The organism is Exiguobacterium sp. s43 (assembly GCF_018617255.1).
Lineage (GTDB): Bacteria > Bacillota > Bacilli > Exiguobacteriales > Exiguobacteriaceae > Exiguobacterium > Exiguobacterium profundum.
The window spans coordinates 475,025-494,230 of record NZ_JACSJT010000001.1 but is presented as its reverse complement, the minus strand read 5'-3'; the positions used below and the strand labels follow the sequence as shown (position 1 = coordinate 494,230).

The 19,206-nt window shown below is 47.8% G+C and carries 16 protein-coding genes and 1 pseudogene; 3 read left to right on the top strand and 14 right to left on the bottom strand.

All coding sequences use genetic code 11. The annotated features are described in order from the left end of the window. The first annotated feature begins 33 nt into the window (after positions 1–33). Positions 34–1,869 carry an acyltransferase family protein gene (locus KNO79_RS02550; protein ID WP_214690560.1) on the top strand — a complete coding sequence of 612 codons (1,836 nt, stop codon included), beginning with the start codon at positions 34–36 and terminating at the stop codon, positions 1,867–1,869. A 113-nt stretch (positions 1,870–1,982) separates the two neighbouring features. Then, a complete protein-coding gene (locus KNO79_RS02545) occupies positions 1,983–2,723 on the top strand; it encodes a zinc ribbon domain-containing protein (protein WP_214690559.1) in 741 nt (246 codons plus the stop codon). 39 nt (positions 2,724–2,762) lie between these two features. On the opposite strand, the gene KNO79_RS02540 is transcribed toward KNO79_RS02545, so the two are convergent. From KNO79_RS02540 to KNO79_RS02525, 5 genes and pseudogenes are all read right to left on the bottom strand, one after another. After that, complete coding sequence (locus KNO79_RS02540) at positions 2,763–4,460, bottom strand: zinc ribbon domain-containing protein (protein WP_214690558.1); 1,698 nt, start codon at positions 4,458–4,460, stop codon at positions 2,763–2,765. After that, entirely contained in the window at positions 4,457–4,882 is a 426-nt protein-coding gene (locus KNO79_RS02535; protein ID WP_159562811.1) for a zinc ribbon domain-containing protein, read from the bottom strand. The genes KNO79_RS02540 and KNO79_RS02535 overlap by 4 nt, the downstream gene beginning before the upstream one ends. 11 nt (positions 4,883–4,893) lie before the next feature. After that, positions 4,894–6,183, bottom strand: a complete 1,290-nt coding sequence (locus KNO79_RS02530; protein WP_251125258.1) for a TcaA 3rd/4th domain-containing protein — start codon at positions 6,181–6,183, stop codon at positions 4,894–4,896. A gap of 12 nt (positions 6,184–6,195) precedes the next feature. Beyond that, positions 6,196–6,261, bottom strand: a pseudogene (locus tag KNO79_RS15690) (zinc-ribbon domain-containing protein); the annotation flags it as partial. 102 nt (positions 6,262–6,363) lie between these two features. Beyond that, the gene (locus KNO79_RS02525; protein ID WP_214690556.1) at positions 6,364–6,873 is read right to left on the bottom strand and encodes a YdcF family protein; all 510 of its coding nucleotides are present in this window, start codon (positions 6,871–6,873) and stop codon (positions 6,364–6,366) included. Positions 6,874–7,058: 185 nt separating this feature from the next. Between KNO79_RS02525 and KNO79_RS02520 the strand changes: the two genes are divergently transcribed. Beyond that, positions 7,059–7,352, top strand: a complete 294-nt coding sequence (locus tag KNO79_RS02520) for a hypothetical protein (protein WP_074036045.1) — start codon at positions 7,059–7,061, stop codon at positions 7,350–7,352. A 42-nt stretch (positions 7,353–7,394) separates the two neighbouring features. Here the strand turns inward: KNO79_RS02520 and KNO79_RS02515 are convergent, their stop codons facing one another. The 9 genes from KNO79_RS02515 to KNO79_RS02475 all read right to left on the bottom strand — a co-directional run bounded on the left by KNO79_RS02515 (position 7,395) and on the right by KNO79_RS02475 (position 19,083). Continuing rightward, the gene (locus KNO79_RS02515) at positions 7,395–10,058 is read right to left on the bottom strand and encodes an immunoglobulin-like domain-containing protein (RefSeq protein ID WP_214690555.1); all 2,664 of its coding nucleotides are present in this window, start codon (positions 10,056–10,058) and stop codon (positions 7,395–7,397) included. 261 nt (positions 10,059–10,319) lie between these two features. Continuing rightward, complete coding sequence (locus KNO79_RS02510) at positions 10,320–11,597, bottom strand: glycosyltransferase family 4 protein (protein ID WP_251127149.1); 1,278 nt, start codon at positions 11,595–11,597, stop codon at positions 10,320–10,322. A gap of 76 nt (positions 11,598–11,673) precedes the next feature. Next, positions 11,674–12,894 (bottom strand): DHHW family protein, encoded by a 1,221-nt coding sequence (locus KNO79_RS02505; protein ID WP_214690553.1) that lies wholly within the window; start codon positions 12,892–12,894, stop codon positions 11,674–11,676. 12 nt (positions 12,895–12,906) lie between these two features. Beyond that, on the bottom strand, positions 12,907–14,337 hold the full coding sequence (locus KNO79_RS02500; RefSeq protein WP_159562817.1) for an MBOAT family O-acyltransferase: 1,431 nt from the start codon (positions 14,335–14,337) through the stop codon (positions 12,907–12,909). A 37-nt stretch (positions 14,338–14,374) separates the two neighbouring features. Then, positions 14,375–14,851, bottom strand: coding sequence for a hypothetical protein (locus KNO79_RS02495; RefSeq protein WP_196431112.1), 477 nt, complete (start codon positions 14,849–14,851; stop codon positions 14,375–14,377). An 81-nt stretch (positions 14,852–14,932) separates the two neighbouring features. Continuing rightward, positions 14,933–16,033, bottom strand: coding sequence for a non-hydrolyzing UDP-N-acetylglucosamine 2-epimerase (wecB, locus tag KNO79_RS02490; RefSeq protein WP_012727108.1), 1,101 nt, complete (start codon positions 16,031–16,033; stop codon positions 14,933–14,935). A 49-nt stretch (positions 16,034–16,082) separates the two neighbouring features. Beyond that, entirely contained in the window at positions 16,083–16,970 is an 888-nt protein-coding gene (tagH, locus tag KNO79_RS02485) for a teichoic acids export ABC transporter ATP-binding subunit TagH (RefSeq protein WP_012727109.1), read from the bottom strand. A gap of 10 nt (positions 16,971–16,980) precedes the next feature. Continuing rightward, complete coding sequence (locus tag KNO79_RS02480; RefSeq protein ID WP_012727110.1) at positions 16,981–17,778, bottom strand: ABC transporter permease; 798 nt, start codon at positions 17,776–17,778, stop codon at positions 16,981–16,983. 15 nt (positions 17,779–17,793) lie between these two features. Beyond that, on the bottom strand, positions 17,794–19,083 hold the full coding sequence (locus tag KNO79_RS02475) for a nucleotide sugar dehydrogenase (RefSeq protein WP_074036038.1): 1,290 nt from the start codon (positions 19,081–19,083) through the stop codon (positions 17,794–17,796). Between the last annotated feature and the right edge of the window lie 123 nt (positions 19,084–19,206).

Sequence of the window (19,206 nt, the reverse complement as noted above, 5' to 3'; positions counted from 1 at the left end):
AAATGTCCGCTTTACTAGAAAGGAAGTGGGGGCATGCAACCACTCAAACATACAACGTATATGCCTGGTCTCGACGGCTTGCGCACGTTCGCCGTCTTGGCTGTGATTTTATATCATTTAAATGTACCTTACATACCCGGGGGATTCCTCGGTGTCGATGTCTTCTTCGTCCTGTCCGGTTACTTGATTACCGGGATCTTAATTCGCGAATGGACGAAGACCGGCACAATCGATTTGAAAAAGTTCTACCTCGCGCGTTTCCGTCGTTTGTTGCCGGCGCTCGTCTTGATGCTGTCGGTCGTGATGACGTATGTGACGCTGTTTGACCGCTCCTTGCTCGATACGGTGCGCCAAGATTCAATGGCAGCGCTCGCTTATGTGAACAATTGGTGGTATATCTTTCACGAAGTCTCCTACTTCGAGAGTTTCGGAAAGCCATCACCGCTTCAAAATCTATGGTCTCTCTCCATCGAAGAACAGTTTTATGCGTTCTGGCCGTTGCTCCTACTCGTCGGTCTCGCGTTCCGAAAGCGATTGCTTCAACTACTCGCCGCGCTTCTATTCGTCTCCGCCGCCTGGATGGCGTTCCGATATGTGCCGGAAGCCGATCCGAGCCGCGTCTACTACGGGACCGACACGCGATTGTTCGGTCTGCTCATGGGAGCCGTCCTCGCCTTCGGTTGGCGTCCGGACACGTTTAAAGAAACGATCCCGCATACCGGACGCCACATTTTGAACTGGACCGGCGCCGTTTCGCTCATCGTCATCGTCGGGATCATCAGTAACGTCAACGCCTACGATGCATTCCTCTATTACGGAGGTTTCTTGCTCGTCTCTTTCCTATCCGCCCTATTGATTGCCGCTGTCGCCCATCCGGCGACCATTTGGTCACGACTGTTTGGAAGCGTTTGGCTTCGCGTGATCGGTACACGGACGTATGGGATTTACTTGTGGCACTATCCGGTCATCATTCTATCGACACCGCTCGATCGACTCGGGACGTTCTCGCCACTTCTTTCCGTCGGGCAAGTGGCGTTGACGCTTTTGATCGCCGAGTTGTCGTATCGCTTCGTCGAGACACCGATTCGTCGAAACGGATTCAAACAAGCGTTCCGTCAGCTCGTCTCAACACCGACGCACCCAAACGCACGCTTTGCCGCCACGGCATGTGCGACCGCGCTCTCACTCGTTCTCGTTGGGAATTTGACCATCCTGGCGTTCTCTGAGTCGAAGCCGGTCGAAGATGAAATTCCTGTCGTGAAAGTACCGATGCCAAAAGATGAGACAAAGGACGTTCCGAACGAACCGGAATCCAAGGAGACAGAGGAAGTCCCGTCTGAAGATCAACCGACAGAAGAAAACAAAGCACCAACTGAAAAACCAGAAGAACGAACATGTCCACCGGCTCTCGCGATTGGCGACTCGGTCATGCTCGGATTGAACGAATATTTGGCAGATGCTTTCCCGAATATGAAAATCGATGCCCAAATCGGACGTCAAGTTCGCGATGCGATTCCAGTTGCCTCTCAGTACCAATCGTATAATGCTCCAGGTCACGTCGTGTTCCTCCATCTCGGAACGAACGGTGCCTTCAAAATGGAGCAACTCGAGACGTTGCTCAAGCAGTTCGAACGAGCAGATGAAATCTATTTGATCAACACACGTGTCCCGCGTCCATGGGAGAGTGAGGTCAATAAAAAACTCGCTCGGGCCAGTGAGCTTCATGAGAACGTGTCCCTCATCGATTGGCATGAACGCTCAATCGGAAAGGAAGCGTACTTCGAAAGTGATGGGGTCCATTTAAATATTAAGGGCGCCGAAGCGTTTGGCCACGTACTGAACGAAGAAATCGGCTGTCAACCAAACTAGGCTCTTGCGAGTGCAAGAGCCTAGTTTTTAATTGACTCAAATACATAATCCCTCATTTCAGAACTCTTATGAAAGAGGTAAAATAATACTAAAAAATGGAAAGAGTGATTACTATGAATAAATGCACAGCATGCGGAGCGACTCTGAAGCGAGGGCAATCCCACTGTTCGCAATGTGGCACGAAAATCGAAACGTCATCGACCCGACTTCCCCTTTGGAAGTGGACCGTCCCGCTCGCCCTTGTGGCCGTGATCGGATTAGGGGTATGGTTATGGTCGGAATGGAACGAACCACTCGCCTCAAAAGAGACGACGACAGCAAAAGATGTACAACAATCGTTCTCTGCTTCGACGGAGGAAGAAGAATCAGAAAAAGCTTCTGAAGTCGAAGAGGACGCCGCTCTCCCGGATACCGAAGCAGAAACGGGTGTGTTCTATGAACCAGTTTCCTATGACGAAATCGATCGGTTTATGTATTCTTTTATAGACGCTTTCACCAGTGCGACTTATTCAACGGATACATCCGAAGTCGAAACATTCCTTGCTGAGGGATCAACGTTCCAGTCACAGACATTAGATTACTTGAACAACACGCTCTTCGTCAAAGGCATCAAAGAAGACCACATATACACAGAAGTCATCTCTATTCAAGTGAACGGTGAAGATCGTGACTCGATTGAAGATGATGAAACCGCGACCGTCACCACGAATGAAGAGTACCGTATCATCAAAGAAGACGACTCTAGTGTGAGAGCGACATTCGAAACGACGTATGCAGTCCGGTATGAGGATGGCGACATGAAGATTGTGCAAAACCTTGGCTCCAATGAATTATCACGGGAAGAAGAATATTGAAAACAAGCACGGACAGTAGGCTGTCCGTGCTTGTTTCGCTTAGTTGATATTCAATTTTCTCATTCCCCAACCAAGGAGCGCCCCCATCGTGATCAAGACGAGCGCAATGAACGTTCCTGCGATACTCAGTCCGTCCGTGGCAACGCCTAAAATCCGAACCCCGTTCAACTCAACGAACATGCCGTTATTCAAGAACCACTGCCAGACGATGAATGCAAGGAGTGCCGGAGCCACAAACCAGATTCCTGCCTGCCATGAGTGAACATGCCCCTTAGCGAACATAGCATAAATCACGACATTCAAGACTAATAATATCAGCAACCAGGAGAAGACACCGTCCTTGTACAACGCTTCAGAACGCGTTTCATCATTTGCGAGATCCGCCTCATACATTTCAGTCAACGTCCCAAAAATCATCGGTGAGACGGTCATCATATCGACAGGCTTGCCAATTGAATTAGCAGGTCCTTCGGTATCGGAGAATGATTGCCACAAGACATCCTCTACCCCACCAAATCCTTCGCTAACTGTTTCAATTGAATTCGCAATTTTTTCTGGGGCGGTCTCCCCAAACAACGACATGCCAATTTCATAAGAACCTAATGGAGATTGAAGTGAGAGTGCTTGCTCTCCTCCATGTCCGATGGTCTGCCAATTCATACTCGCCGCTTGTCCAGTCAAATACAGCATTTCTTCGCTGTCGACAAACTCGAGGCGTTCTCCCTCATCGATTTTACTGAGTTGAAGACCAAAGTAACCAATACCGACGAACGTCGATACGAGTGTGACGGTCAATAACGCACGAACGCCTTGTTGCGCAATCTTCCACTCTCCCTGGAACGGCATCGTAATCAAATAAGCCAACCCGAGAGCAAAGAGGACCATCAAGGTTGTCGCCGCAATGGTTTTGATCCATGCGACTTCAAAGAGTGGTGGATGAAAAGCGAAGGCGTAAATCAATCCATACCCGACGAGAACCGTCACCATGAATCCAGCCATACGACTGAGCACATCGCTCAACGTCGATGTCTGTCGAATCAAGACATACACAACGGCAATCATCAAGAATATTCCACCATACATCATGAAGTAGTTTCCAAATTGAGCATCCACAGCCCCTTCGATTCGCAAGAAATCTCCAATCCCTGCACCGAGACTCGCGATAAACTGATTCACCTGTTCTGTCGTGACGGACCAGTACACTTTCGCACCGATGAGAAAAGCGAGGAACATCGTTGCATTAAACGACGAAATGTTAATTTCGAGTTCATCGGCAAGTGATGGAATGGCCTCCGCCGGTAGCATCGCGACTAGACTTCCTGCAATCAACAGGAGAACAAATAAAAATCCAAGACCGAGCATTGATCCGCGTATCACGTCTGTCTGATTGATACGTAATGACCGGAGCGATTCAGTTGAAAAGGACAACTTCATTGCGCCGTCTCGTTTTCCGGCCACTCGTCTCAATTGTGACATCACTTGTGTCCCGGTCGCGGCGACCGTACGAAGTGACTCTTCCATCCGATTGACACTTGTCGACGGTTCGAGTGCCGTTTGGCCGCAAGCATGACAATATAATTCATGCGCTGCCCTAGCATTGCCACAACTCTTACAAAATTGACCAGTCGATACGTCAAAACGATACGACGTATCTGTCCCTTCTAGTTGGACACCGTCCCGTTCACAATATTGATTGTGGTCCTCATTTGCATGACCACATTGGTGACAATACCTCATGCAGTCACCTCCATCTTCCCTCCACAGCATGCACAATACGAGGCATCAAGCGGTTGTGGGGAACCACAAGAATTGCATGCTTGTTTCGGACGGACGTCCGGTTGCGGGACCGGTGTACCACATGAACCACAGAATTTTGCATCCTTATCGAGCGATGCGTCACACGATGTACAGCGATGTGGTTTAAGCGCTTCTTGCATATCTCGGATGCGCCGGCTCGCCTCATAGATGAGGACATCCTGTTCCATAATCTTCGCCACTTCTTCCGAACGTCCTTGCTGCATCAATTGACGATACTGCTGTTGTCCGAGTTCAAGAAGCAATTGCCCCCGAGCCTTTTTTGATTTTTCCATTCGAGCCTGTAAGTCCTTGATACTCTCCGCTGTATCTAATAGCGCAGACTGTTGTTGCCACATTGTCATGTTCATCTCTCCTATTCTAAATATGTCGCTTCTACGATATGATACGTTCCATCAGCATATGGTTCGGCGATGACATAGCGAAACCTTGATTTCACTAAACGTTGAGGCGCGTCTTCTTCGCCATCCGTCATAAATTGACTGTGAATACCAATGACCGCTTCCGTCTCAATCGCCATCTTTTTATTCCATGTCGTAAGTTTCGTTTTTTGGTTAATCACTTCTACCCCATCGAACGAGCCATACCATTCCTGGTTTTCTGATTGCATGATGTCATAAGTTTTTTGTTGTTTGGCCAAGTAAGCCTCATCCGTGACAACCGTCAATGCACTCAAGTCCTCGTAATACATGAAGTTCACCCATTCTTCGGCGTGACGCGTGATGATGTCCTCTGTGAACCCAATTGTGTCAGCATCCACTTGCGGGTCAAACTTGACCGGCTTACTACCCGGCTTAGCGAGAACCTGTTTGGATTCTACCGTCCCCCATGGCATGTCAATATAAGTACTCAACGTTACGCCTTGTTTCGGAACGGGTCCGTATGTCTTCCATTCTCCAATCGTTTTGCCTGAATCTTCCCCATTCACAATCAACGGAGCGTCTTCGTAGGTTTGATCTAGCTCGACACTCAATCCTTTGAATGCGACCATGAACGGTTCATCTGAATTGGACGACTCCAGACTATTGAACGTTTTGACAGCTTGATCTTGTCCATATTGACCATCGTATTTCACAGCGACTTCGACCATACCAGGAAACGCATCCCGAATGACGACTTGATCTCCTTCAGAAGCCAGTTTTTCTTTCCCATATGGGTCAGGCAAAGACACTGTGATGGCATCAAAGTTACTCGACACATACATCGTCTGAGGAATCAACTCAAGACCATATCGCTTGAATACACCGTACGATTTGCCGATCTCCCTTAAACGAAGCGGAAGTCCCTCATTCGATGCTCCGATGGAACGACTAGCACGGTCTAAATAGTCCACTGTCGATTCCATCAATTCCGCTTGGCTCAGTCCTGTCAATAAGGTCGTTGCCTGGGCCTCTGTCACGTCTGCTTCTTTCAGTCGCAATAGTGGGGCGAGTGCCTTGGCATCCTCACTCGTGATAGCTTTGCGAATCTGTTCGATTTGTTTTTCAGGGGTATACATGAATTGATAAAATCCAAAATATGTCGCACCTGCAATCAATAATAAAGATAATGCCGTAATCAATAAGCCTTTTCCGACTCGTTTTTTAGAAGATGGGATCTTCGTTTCAACGGGTGGTGTCGGTTTCATTTCTTCCATTGAAGCCATTGTTTCCACCTTCGTGCCGCAATTTGGGCAGAACTGTTGCGTGGTACTCAGTTCTTTTGAACAATTTGGACAGTTCATAATTCACCTCTCTATAGCATAATACGAGTTATCTTACCATATTTTATATAAGTATACCGTTATTTATTTACAATAAAAGTAAATGAAAAAGAGTAGAATTATCTACTCTTTCCTCTTCCATGTTCGATTAAATATGTAACGTCCCAACAACTTCACGTACGCCAACATTTCACGGATCATATATCGCCCTTTCGCAAGCGGTGGGGTCGGTGCATACAAAGCATCACTCTCGAGCTGAAAGTACAGTCTCGCAATCAGACGAGCGCGCGGCACATGAAAATCATTCGTCACGATCGTCAAACCGGACGCCCCGCCCCAAATTGAGCGGCTATGCTCAAAGTTCTCGATTGTCGACGTCGATGTCGCTTCCGCATGAATCCGTGTTGCATCGATTCCTTGCGCCATCAGTTCTCGTTCAATGACACGCGCCTCCGCCATCCCTTCATCTGGTCCCTGTCCACCTGTTGCGATCAGTTCGACATGAGGATGTGCCTTCGCATAGGCGGCCGCTACGTCAATTCGATGTTGGAGCGCGCGGGACGGTCGAGTCCCATTCACTTTCGCCCCAAGGATGATGACGAACCGGTATGTACCAGTCGCGTTCTTTCTCATATTGTCACCTCATATTCGTCCATTCTCTTTTAACCATACTTAATCAAGAGAAAGATTGCACGAATCCATTCTTTTTACAAATTATAGTCAGTGTTTTGGGATATATATGAAATAAAATTACCAAATAACCATAAAATGTTTTAATATAAAGGAGATAAGACTTTTTGAGGGAGGACTGGTGACCCATGACAGATTCAGATAAATGGTTATCCACCCGCTTCTTGTATACACGTGATGCACAATTGTTTGCAGAAATCGAAGTCGTCGAGCTCGACCCATCTCACTATAAGTTTGTGATTCATCCGACACCGCTTGGCGCCGGGGAATCTCCTTATATGCGACAAGGTCCCCTCGACTCAGACCATCTTCCCTCTGCATTTTCTGATGTGAGCCGTGTGTATACGAGACAGCTGGATTGCTTACGTGCAGCGACACGTCTCGTCTCTTCGATTGGACCAGCTCGCTTCACAACACATTGACTAAAAGAACGGAGTCGCATCATGCGACTCCGTTCTTCTTTGTTATCGTTTCGATAATTTGACGATAAATGGAATCGGTTGATCGATTCCTTCATATTTCGCTCGCAAGACAACGATATGCTCTTGGTCATCTCGTTGAATGGTAACATTGGATCCTTGAACCGTCACGAGATTCGGGTGTGAACTCTCCCAATTCGTGATGCTCTTCGCCCCGATTCCAAGTAAACCTCCATACTGCGTTGGCAGAGTGGCTGTTTGCGCATTACCCGTCAATGCGCTCACAACTGGATTCAAAAGGGTGCCAAGCGAATCGAGCAACCCACCGAGTAACCCCGTATCGACATCTTGTGTGGACATATTGATGATTTGATTTGTACTAGCATTGCTGACGGTCAAGGTAAATGGCGTGACCACATCATTTTCCCGAACGTCCCCCGTACTCGTCATCAGCGCCGGGTTACTTGAGGTCCATGTGAGCGGAGTACCATTCAAGCTCGTTGGTAACGACAAATCAAATACCGGATATAGCGTCCCGAATGACGACTTAACTTTCGTCACATCGTCTGCTAATACCAACTGAACATTCGCTGCAACCGACCCACTAAACGTCTTCGTCCGAGTCAATCCGTTCTTTGTGACCGAAGCCGTCAGGATGAAAGATTTCGCATCGGTCGGATCTTGTTGAATCACCCCGGTGTTCGAGATGACACCCGGTTGATTCGAAGACCAACTGACGTTGACTCCGTTTGATGCGGACGGAAGTGAGATGTTGGTCGACAGGTTAATGAGATTACCAAGGTTGATGGCATTTAAAGCCGCGTCGAGCTCGGCTGTCAACACCGCATCATCTTTTGGTACGAGCAAGTTCGAGAAGGTACGTGATTTCGTCACACCGTCCTTCGTCGCATTGACCGTAATCGACACCGTTTGATCCGTCGTGCCACGTGTGACAACCCCACTGTTCGAGACGACCGCTGGATTCGATGAGGACAGCGTCGTTGTACCACCAGTGAATGGCGGTAGGACAATGTTCGATGTGAGTGGACTTGTAATCGACAGTGCTGCCAAGTAGTCATCTACTTCCCCTTCAGCCCCGCCTTCTTTCTTCGGTACAAGTAAACCGAGGAAAATTTTCGTTTTCGTGACCCCATCTTTTGTCACTGTGACGACGAGCGAAACGGATTGGTCCGTCGTACCTCGTGTGACAATCCCACTGTTTGTAATAACCGCTTGATTCGAAGACGTCAAGGTCACCGTCGCCCCAGCAAGAGGTGGGAGTGTGATATTTGAAGTCACTGGGCTTGAGATGACCAGTCGATTCAAGTAATCATCAATGATACTTTCCGCCGATGAATCTTTTTTTGGTACGAGGATATTCGGGAAGGACTTCGTACGCGTCACCGCTCCCTTCGTTGCCCGTACGGTCAAATTGACATACACGTCTTGATTTCCTCTCGTAACGACACCAGAAGTGGAGACGACTGATGGATTGCTCGATTCAATCGAGAAGACGACACCCGGATAGGACGGCAATTCGATGTTCTTCGTGAGCGGGTTATCGATTTGAATGCTGTTGAGCCAGAGGTCGAACTCTTCTTCGTCCGTCTGGGAGCGCTTCGGAATCAAAATGTTATTGTAGGTGATTGATTCCGTGATGTCCCCACGTTTCGCTTGAATCGTGAACGTCACAAGTTCATCATTCGTTCCGCGCGTCACTTTACCAGCACTCGACAAAGCCGACTTGTTTGAATCAATCGAGAATGTCACACCGTCAATTTGCGGGAAGACGATGTCATTCAACAACGGATTCGCCACTTGGATATTAAATAATAGACCTTTTAATAGATTGCGAATATCCGATTCCGAATCACCCGGAACCTGTCCGCCTTTTAATGAAACGACCACCGGTGATGTCCGCTTGACGCCCGACTGGACATACATATTATAGGACGCAGGTTTGAGCGGTAGAGATGCCACTTTGTAAGATCCATCTTGTTCAGGATAAATCAATTTTTTATACTGTACTTTGGTTTCTCTGTTTTCAGCAATCAAGTAGTGACGTACGCCTCGAGCTGGATAATGAATTTTACCTACGGCCTGAATCTGTTCATTGTTCGTCAAAATGGAAAAAACGGGTTGGGTCAATTGAACATCTCGCACCACAAGCTTCGCTTTTCCACTGAAGTATAAGTTTAATCCACGAGCTTTATAGCTGACCATTCTAGTTCCTAGCTTACTTGTGTACGCCGGGCCCCACTCCAATGGATAAGTGGAACGCTGACCATTTGCAAAATAAGCAGTTAATTTGGTCGGCAAATTCGCCTTTTGACCTTTTCCGACCGCACGAATGATTGGCGTTGAAACCTTGATTGGATAGTTCTTCACTCTCACATACCAGGTCGCTTTCTTGTTCGTGCCCTGAACGCTTCCAACGATTCGTTGAGTTCGATTCAAGTACTCTTTTTGAAAACTGACTTTCGACCATTTCACTGAACGATAAGCGTACCGCCCGTTAGATAATTTGACTTTCACACTTTTTGGATAAGTAAATTTCTTAACCGCATACGTAACTCCTCCATAGTGTGTATACGATTTTGGTGAGTAGACATGGGTCACAGATGAACTTGCCTCAACCTTCGACCCTGGTACAATGGTAAATCCGACAAGTAAGAAAAAACACAAAAAAAGAGCAACGACTTTTTTCATTCATGCATCCTCCTTTACTAAAAACAAGGCGACAGGTATACATGATGTGCGTGCCTCTAAGGTGTTAATCTTTTTTACCCCGAAAACGAAATAAATATGTAAATTTTGTAATATAAATAATACAAAAGTAACATAAAAAATACTTATTTTGACTATTATGGTGTCAGAATACTTTTGGTGACATTTATCACATAAATAATGAATAAGTTCGCTATATTCAAAAAGAGAACTTCTGATTCGAAGTTCTCTTTCCATAAGTCGCTATTCCATTTCATCAGATAATCGCTGAAGTTCCATACGTAACTTCTCGATTTCCAACGACTGTTCCTCATTCATCATAAGCAGTTGGTCGAGCTGTCGTTTGGTCGTCACTAACTCATCGCGTGTCTCTTCAAGTCGTTGTTCCCGATCTGTCAATTTCCATGTACAGATTCGGTTCGAACGACGAGCATGAAGTTGATCATAACGAATATGAGGATAACGCTCGACCAAATCGATTTCTCGAGCACCTTCTTCTATCACCTGTTCAAGCACCTCGAGTAGGCGTTGTTGCGATTGTTCGTCTCGAAAATGTTGATCGACGAGTGTAGCCGAGAAGCTCGCAAGGTCCCGTCGCTTCGTCTCATCCATCAACTCGAGAATCGCCTCACCGATTTGTCCTGGTGAATACCCTTCATACTTATTCCCGATGCCTCCGAAGTTCGTACTCGCGATATCTTGCCACGTCGAAGGAGTGACCAAGCCTTGATAGCTTTTGCTCCCGACAGCGATGGTCGGTTTACCGAGTGCCATCCCTTCCAGCGCAGACCGTCCGGGACCGATGATGAAATCGGCACGCCGCATCGCTTCAGGGAGTTGGCTTTGTTCTAGCCAACCAAGCCATTCGATGTTCTGACCTGTCCCTGCCAGTGCAGCTTCATAACGCTCGGCGTATTTATCTCGCTGTGTTCCGTCACCGATAATCAACCAGTCAATCGGTAAAGACCGCACCCTCTCGTCTTCTAGTGCATCTAAGAAGACATCTAGTATAAACAGTTTGTCCGCATCCAGGCGAGACGTGAATAAGCCCACGATACGTTCTGATGACGATGTTTCCTCCGACGGAACAAAAGTCGAATCGACCCCATTCGGGATGACAGTAAGTTTTGATTCGATTTCCGGACAGTGCTCAGTCAGGTGTGTAGCAATCCGTTCCGATACCGCAATCACTCGCGAAACGCTCGGATGATACTGCTCAATCTCATCATAATACATCCCGTGGATGACGAGGACGAACGGGATTGCGTTCGCCTCCGCCACCGCGAGACCAAATTGACGCGCGTCGAACGGATGCGCATACACGACATCGAACGGCTGTGATCGGATTTGATCGATGACACATTGCACGTCCTCACTCGAATAGTCCGTCTCGACGACTTGCCCGCCGATTTTCCTTACTTCATCGGCAAAGGGACCAGGTTTACAGACAACGGTCACCTCATGCCCCTCTCGTAGAAACACTTTCAAAGAAGATAAGATATGGAGGTGTAATCCTCCCATTGCGGAGTGAAAAAACACCGGTAGTAATATGTTCATAATGAGCACCTACCTTTTCTCCGTAATCGATTGATTAGGGTTACAAGCCTTCTTGATACATCGAACCAAGACCACGGATGCGATCGTTGTGAACGAACAGCACCGCATCTACCTCATTTTCTTTTGCATAATCCGCAATGCTGACATCATAGTCGTCGAAGTAACGGACATCAAGCGCTGACACCGTTCCGAATGACTCTCCAAGATAGCCAAGCATCGGGTTCGCATACGAATCTTTTAAGACGAGCAAGTGATAATCATTTTTCGGATTGTTTTGTGTGATTTTCGATTGGGCATAGTTATCACCCATGAACAAGTTGTAGTAGTTCGTGAATTTCGTCGAGTTCTTCAAGACATCCGTATCTAGGACCGAATGACCACAGTCGTCGCCATTTCGACAGACTGTCGTAGTAAATCCGTCTTTCGGTTCAAGGTAAGTAAATTGATCAGGTGACTCGACGTAAGGCATCGAAATTTCACGGGCATGAGATCCATAAAACGGACCGTCTACCGATTTGATTTCCATATCCTCCATCGATAAGGCAGGAGCATCAGGGAACTGCTCGCTTAAGCGTTCCATGATTTGTTCATAAGCCATGAATGCCCCTTCCGGACGCCAGTGGTGATCCGTCTTAAAGTAAATATCTTTTCCTGGCTGATCGCCAAGCGTTTCTTCTAAGTCGATGAGCGGAATCTCATTCTCTTCAAGACGTGCATGAAGCTGTCCTCGGTTTTCTGCATCTGCCGACTCGATGTAATCTGGGAAGATTCCTTGTCTTGTCGCATAGACCGGTTTACTTGGGGCCGATGCGAAGTAAGATGGAATGTCAGCTTCGCTCATCTCTTTTTGAAATTCTTTAAAGAAGACCCCAAGTGACGAATAGTCGCTCGCCACAGGATCTGGTGCATACAAGAACTCATCGATACTGATGACACCGTTGTTCATCTGTTGTTGCAGAACGTTACGTTGCACCCAAGCTTGTGTCTCAATCCACATGTAACGCTCAAACACCTGATCGTTTGCTGATGCCTCGAACTCTTCCATATACGTTCCATCCAGAATCGTCTCGACAGATGGATCCGGGCGCTGTGCTAGCATCCGTCCCTCACTATCTGAACGTGCTTGTTCGGTGCCAAAGGCGTAAACGGCGAGTCCATAAAAGATGGTGCCAAGGAAGCCGATCAATAGGATACTGTTGACCACCCAAGAGAGGCGCCGCCTTTTCGAACGGACTTGTTCGCTTTTGGTTTGTTGTTCCATTGTCAGCCCTCCTTAGAACCGGAAATAAATGAATGGGTTAAATGTACTCGATACGACATATGAAATCGAGATACCGAAAATGAGCATGATATACGCCGCTCGTGCAAGACCAGCGCTTGCAGCAAGCACAGGACGATCCGTACTCACTTCATGACGCAAGAAGCGGGCGACTAGCATTTTCGGAAGCGGTGTAGCAGCAATCATCGAGATGACAAGCACGACACCGTACTGAACAATGTAGTAATATGCCGTTTGATCGAATACTTCACCCCCGTGTAATCCGAACATCACTTGCAGATACTCTGTTGCGTACGTGAAGTTATCGGCACGGAAGAATACCCAACCGATGACGACGATGAAGAGCGTGAACGCGTGGGCGAGCCATGCCGGCCATGCGGCAAGCCATTTCCCAAGAAATGCCCGTTCGAGCATGATGAAAATCCCATAGTATAATCCCCATGCGATGAATGTCCAACTCGCACCGTGCCATACCCCGGTCAATAACCAAACGATGGTCAAGTTGCGATACGTCTTCCAAGGACCTTGACGATTCCCACCGAGTGGGATGTACACATAATCTCGGAACCAGCTCCCAAGTGAGATGTGCCAGCGGCGCCAAAACTCAGACACTGATTTTGAAATATACGGATAATTGAAGTTCTCAAGGAAATGGAACCCAAACATCCGACCGAGACCGATCGCCATATCCGAATAACCTGAGAAATCAAAGTAAATCTGTAGCGAGTAAGCGATGACACCGATCCAGGCGAGTGTCGTCGACAAATCCCCGGCCGATTGACTGAATACCTGATCCGCGACGTATCCACAACTGTTCGCTAAAATCATTTTCTTCCCTAGACCAATGACGAATCGTTGAATCCCAGAGACGAAGTCATCGACTGTCTCACGGCGGTCCACGATTTCATCTGCGACCGTTTGATAACGGACGATCGGTCCGGCAATCAATTGTGGGAAGAACGATACGTAAAGTGCCAAGTCAAACAAGTTCTTCTGTAGACGCCCATCGTTTCGATACACATCGATGACATAACTCATCGCTTGGAATGTAAAGAATGAAATCCCGAGCGGAAGAGGAATATCCGGGTCGTTCAGCGAGAAGCCAAATACCGAGTTGACGTTCTCAACGAAGAAACTCGCGTACTTGAAGACCCCAAGCATCCCGAGGTTCCCGAGAAGCATGAGCACCATCGTCCATTTGATTTTCTTTGCATCATCACGATACTTGTCGACCATAAAGCCGAACACATAGTTCATGACGATCGATGCGAGCATGATTAAGACGAACCGTGGTTCACCCCATGCATAGAAAAATAAACTTGAGACGAGTAAAATCGTATTTTTTAACCAGCGTGGTGACACGAAATACAGCAGCAGCACGACCGGTAAGAAATAAAATAAGAATACCGTGGAACTAAATAACATACCGTATGGTCCCTTTCTCCCTTAAGACTTGCTCCGCTTAGCGGAACGTCACATAGAGATCATCAAATCGTACAGTGGTCGGTTCAAGCGTTTCTACGATGTATTTGTAGGACATCTTGAAATACTTGGCATCTTCCATTTGTTTGACGACTTCTACAACGGGGTTCACCCCTGGGTTCAATGTGAGCATGAAACGCTTATTCGATAAACGTTCTTCGTCTGAATACTGCATGACGTACAATTCTAGTCGGATGGCGCGGTCGCCTTCGACATAAACGGATGTGTTGACTTCCATCTCTTCCCCTTCATCCATCTTGGCATCAGCCAAAAAGATTTTCGATGGGGGAATTTCAAATTTCAAGTCAAATAGTTGAACATAAATCGAGTCCTTTAGCGATTGAGGTAAAAAAGTGACCTCTGTCTTGTATTCCTCTTCGCGCATCGACATATGATTTTTATGTGGTCCACGCGGATAGTAATGGTAAATCGCCGGACGAATTCGCTTCGTTGACATGCAAGCACCTCCGAATCATTAGGATAATGATATAGAAAAGAGTTGCTGTGCCGGGCACAAAACAACTCTATTCGTTTTCATTTAGTTGGCAAGGATGGCATCGACGATTCGACGTGACGCCTCACCATCACCGTACGGGTTCGATGCTTGTGACATCGCTTTGTATGCCGTTTCGTCAGACAAGAGCTCATCCGCGAGTGAGAAGATGTTCTCTTCTTCAATCCCTGCGAGTTTGAGTGTTCCTGCAGCTACACCTTCTGGACGTTCTGTCGTGTCACGAAGGACGAGGACAGGTACACCGAGAGATGGTGCTTCTTCTTGTACGCCACCTGAATCCGTTAAGATCAAGTGCGACGTCGCCGCATAGTTATGGAAGTCGAAGACGTCGAGCGGTTCGATCAAGTGGACGCGTTCGACATCGTGAAGAATCTCGTTAGCGAGTTCACGAACGACCGGGTTCATGTGGACCGGATACACGACTTCAATGTCATCATACTTCTCGATCAAGCGACGGACCGCACGGAACATGTTACGCATCGGCTCACCCAAGTTCTCACGACGGTGTGCCGTCAACATGACGAGACGACGACCTTGTGAACGGATGCTGTCGAGCAATTCGCTCGCATAGTCGTCACGGACTGTCGTTTTGAGTGCGTCGATTGCCGTGTTCCCTGTGACGAAGATCATCTCTTCGTTCTTGCCTTCACGAAGGAGGTTGTCACGCGACGTTTCCGTCGGTGCGAAATGAAGGTCAGCCATGACACCCGTCAATTGGCGGTTCATCTCTTCCGGGAATGGTGAATATTTATTGTGTGTGCGCAGGCCAGCCTCAACGTGACCGACTGCGACTTGGTTGTAGAAGGCTGCGAGTGATGCCGCGAATGTCGTCGTTGTGTCCCCGTGGACCAACACGATGTCTGGTTTCGTTTCAGCGATAACCTCGCCCATCCCTTTCAATACGCGTGATGTGACATCGTAAAGCGTCTGCTTGTCCTTCATGATGTCGAGGTCATAGTCCGGTTTGATTTCGAACAACTCGAGCACTTGGTCAAGCATTTGACGGTGCTGCGCTGTCACGACGACAATCGGTTCTACCCCTTCACGTTTTTTCAACTCAAGTACGAGTGGTGCCATTTTGATGGCTTCTGGTCGCGTCCCAAAGACGGTCATGACTTTTTTCATAGGTCGTTTCGCACGGTCTGACTTCGCCGTGCTTCCTCCTCCCAATTGCTCACGCTTCGTTCGATACAGCGACCGACGAATGGCGTGTTTGTAGTTGTTCTTCTGTCAAAGGCGGTAAGATGTATGTCTCTCCGAGCTCTGTCGCATCGACGACCGTCGTACGACGTTTGAGCTTGTCGGCTTTAAACGAGTCTTGTTGCTCTTTAGACAAGTTGCGGAACCATTTCAAAAACTTGTTGTACTCCCGAACGACTTCATCGACTGGTCCATATTCGCGCACTTCTCCGAACTCGAGCCAAAGGCCGAGCGTACAGAATTGGCGAACTTGTGAGACCGAGTGACTGATGAAGAAAATCGTCTTCCCACGATCTTTGAACTCGTTCATCTTGGCGAGACACTTGTCGGTGAACGTTTGGTCCCCGACCGAGAGCGCCTCATCGATGACGAGAATGTCCGGGTCGACGTTGATTGAAATGGCGAATCCGAGACGGGACTTCATCCCGCTCGAGTACGTCTTGACCGGCTGATTGATAAAGTCACCGATATCGGCAAATTCAATGATAGCCGGTGTCAAATCGATAATCTCTTGTTTCGTCATCCCGAGCATCAACCCTTTGAGCTCGATGTTCTCGAGCCCAGTCAAGTTGCCGTTCAAACCAGAAGAGATCGCAATCAACGCCGTCTTTCCGTGAAGTTCGATTTTCCCGTGAGTCGGCGGCATGACGTCAGCCAACAAGTTCGACATCGTCGACTTCCCTGACCCGTTAATGCCGATAATCCCGACCACTTCCCCGGGTGGAACTTCAAACGTGACATTACGAAGCGCGTAAAACTGTTTGCCCCCTGCTTTACTGAAGAAGATCTCTTTCAGCTTATCAGATTGCTTGTTATAAAGCGTATATCGTTTCGATACGTTTTCAAATTTAACCTGGTACATAAGGTCCTCCTCAAATGTAATCGATGAAGTGTCGACGGAAACGCAAATGAATCATCGACCCGACGAAGAAGAGAACGAAGACGATGGCCCAGTAATAGAGACCGTAAGCCCAGTTAGTCGCCAACCAGTCGGTTCCGAGGAACATCGACCGATATCCTTCGACTAAATAATAGAGCGGATTGATTTGTAGGATATTCGCGAGCTTCGCCGGCGGCACCCAAAAAATCGGTGTCAAATACATCAACATCCGCATCATCGACTGAAGAAGGTTTTGAAGATCGCGCACGATTGTCGTGAGCGCGGACGTAATCAAGGCGAGCGAGTACAGTAGTGCAAGCGCACTGAACGCCAAGTAGATAAACCAGAGCGAATGTAGCCCCATCGGGAATCCGAATGCCCACATCAAGATAAACGAGACACCGACTAACGCCACGTGGCGATAGAAGAGTGCGAGCAAGACGTATGCCGGAATCGTCGAGATTGGGAAGCTCATTTTGGAGACCATGCCGATTTTCGAATAGACGGACCGGGCCGTCGAGGTGATCGCCGAGGCAATAAAGAACCAGACGACAATCCCTGCGACCAACCATGGCAGAAACGGCACGCCATCAATCGGCCTGCCGCTTCGAATACCAAATCCAAATACGAACCAGTAAACTCCAATCTGCAATAACGGTGTCACGAACTCCCATAAAAATCCGAGGTACTGCATCGAGTTGTTGCTTCGCGTCTCATACGTGGCGAGACGGAAAATCAAGTACAAGCTCGACTTTAGCTCTGAAAGAATAGCTTTCGCGGATTTAAACATGTTCATTCACCTGAATCAAAGAACGAGATTCGTTTCCTTTGTATATTTGTAGAGGTTGCCGTAGTTGACGACCGCTACGTCTTCACCTTCTGGTTTCACGATGTTACGTGTGTCGAAGATCATCGGACGACGCATTGATGACTTGAGCTCTGCAAAGTCGAGGACTTTGAACTCATTGTGGTCAACCAATACGAGGACGAGGTCTGCGTCTTTGAGTGCTTCTTCTTTTGAAACGAGCTCGAAACGGCTTGATGTTGATTTTTCAACGTGTGAATCGTGAACAGAGATGTTCACACCACGGTCAAGCAAGATTTCAGCGATTTCAACCGCTGGGCTTTCGCGCATGTCGTCGACGTTTCCTTTGTATGTCACACCAAAGACAGCGACTTTCGCGTCTTCGATTCCAGCAGTCAACTTCTGAACGTTGTCTGCAACGTAGTGTGGCATCGAGACGTTCGTCTCACGTGACAAGTTGATGATTTTCGCGAGGTCAGGTGATTTCGCGACGATGAAGTACGGGTCGACCGCGAGACAGTGTCCACCGACACCTGGTCCTGGGCTATGCAAGTTGACACGTGGGTGCTTGTTCGCCATCTCGATGACGTCAAGAACGTTGATGTCTAAGTCGTTACATACTTTTGCGAGTTCGTTCGCGAGTGCGATGTTAACATCACGGAACGTGTTTTCCATGAGTTTCGACATTTCTGCCGTCTTCGCATCCGTTTTCACGATTTCACCTTCAACGAATGTACCGTAGACGCGTGCGCCTGCTTCTGCACATTCTGTCGTGATCCCACCGACGATGCGGTTGTTGTGCACGAGCTCATGAAGGATTTGTCCAGGCAATACGCGCTCTGGGCAGTGTACGAGATAGATGTCTTCACCGACAGTGAATCCAGCTTCTTCGACGAGTGGTTTGACGAAGTCGTCCATCGTACGTGGTGCGATTGTCGACTCAACGATGATGACGTTGCCTTTCTCAACGAATGGCAACACTTTGCGTGTCGCATCCAAGACGTACGTCAAGTCACATGATTTGTGCTCGTCGTCGTTGTTCGGTGTTGGGACCGCGATGATGAAGGCATCTGCTTTCTCTGGAGAGAGTGATGCACGGAACTTCCCTTTTGCCACGACGTCTGCGACCATTTCGCCGAGACCTGGCTCTTCAATGTGGATTTCTCCACGGTTCAATTTATCAACAACATGTTGTGAGATATCGACTCCGACGACGTCGACGCCATAGTTCGCAAAGACAGCCGATGTCGGTAATCCGATATATCCAAGACCTACTGTACATACTTTCATTGTGTGGTAACCTCCAAATGTTTTGACGCGCTTTTTAAATAGCGCATTGTCCATCATTTTATTTCACATTCGATAATAAAACAATACTCATTATACTCTTGAACAATTCTTTGGTGCAATTAC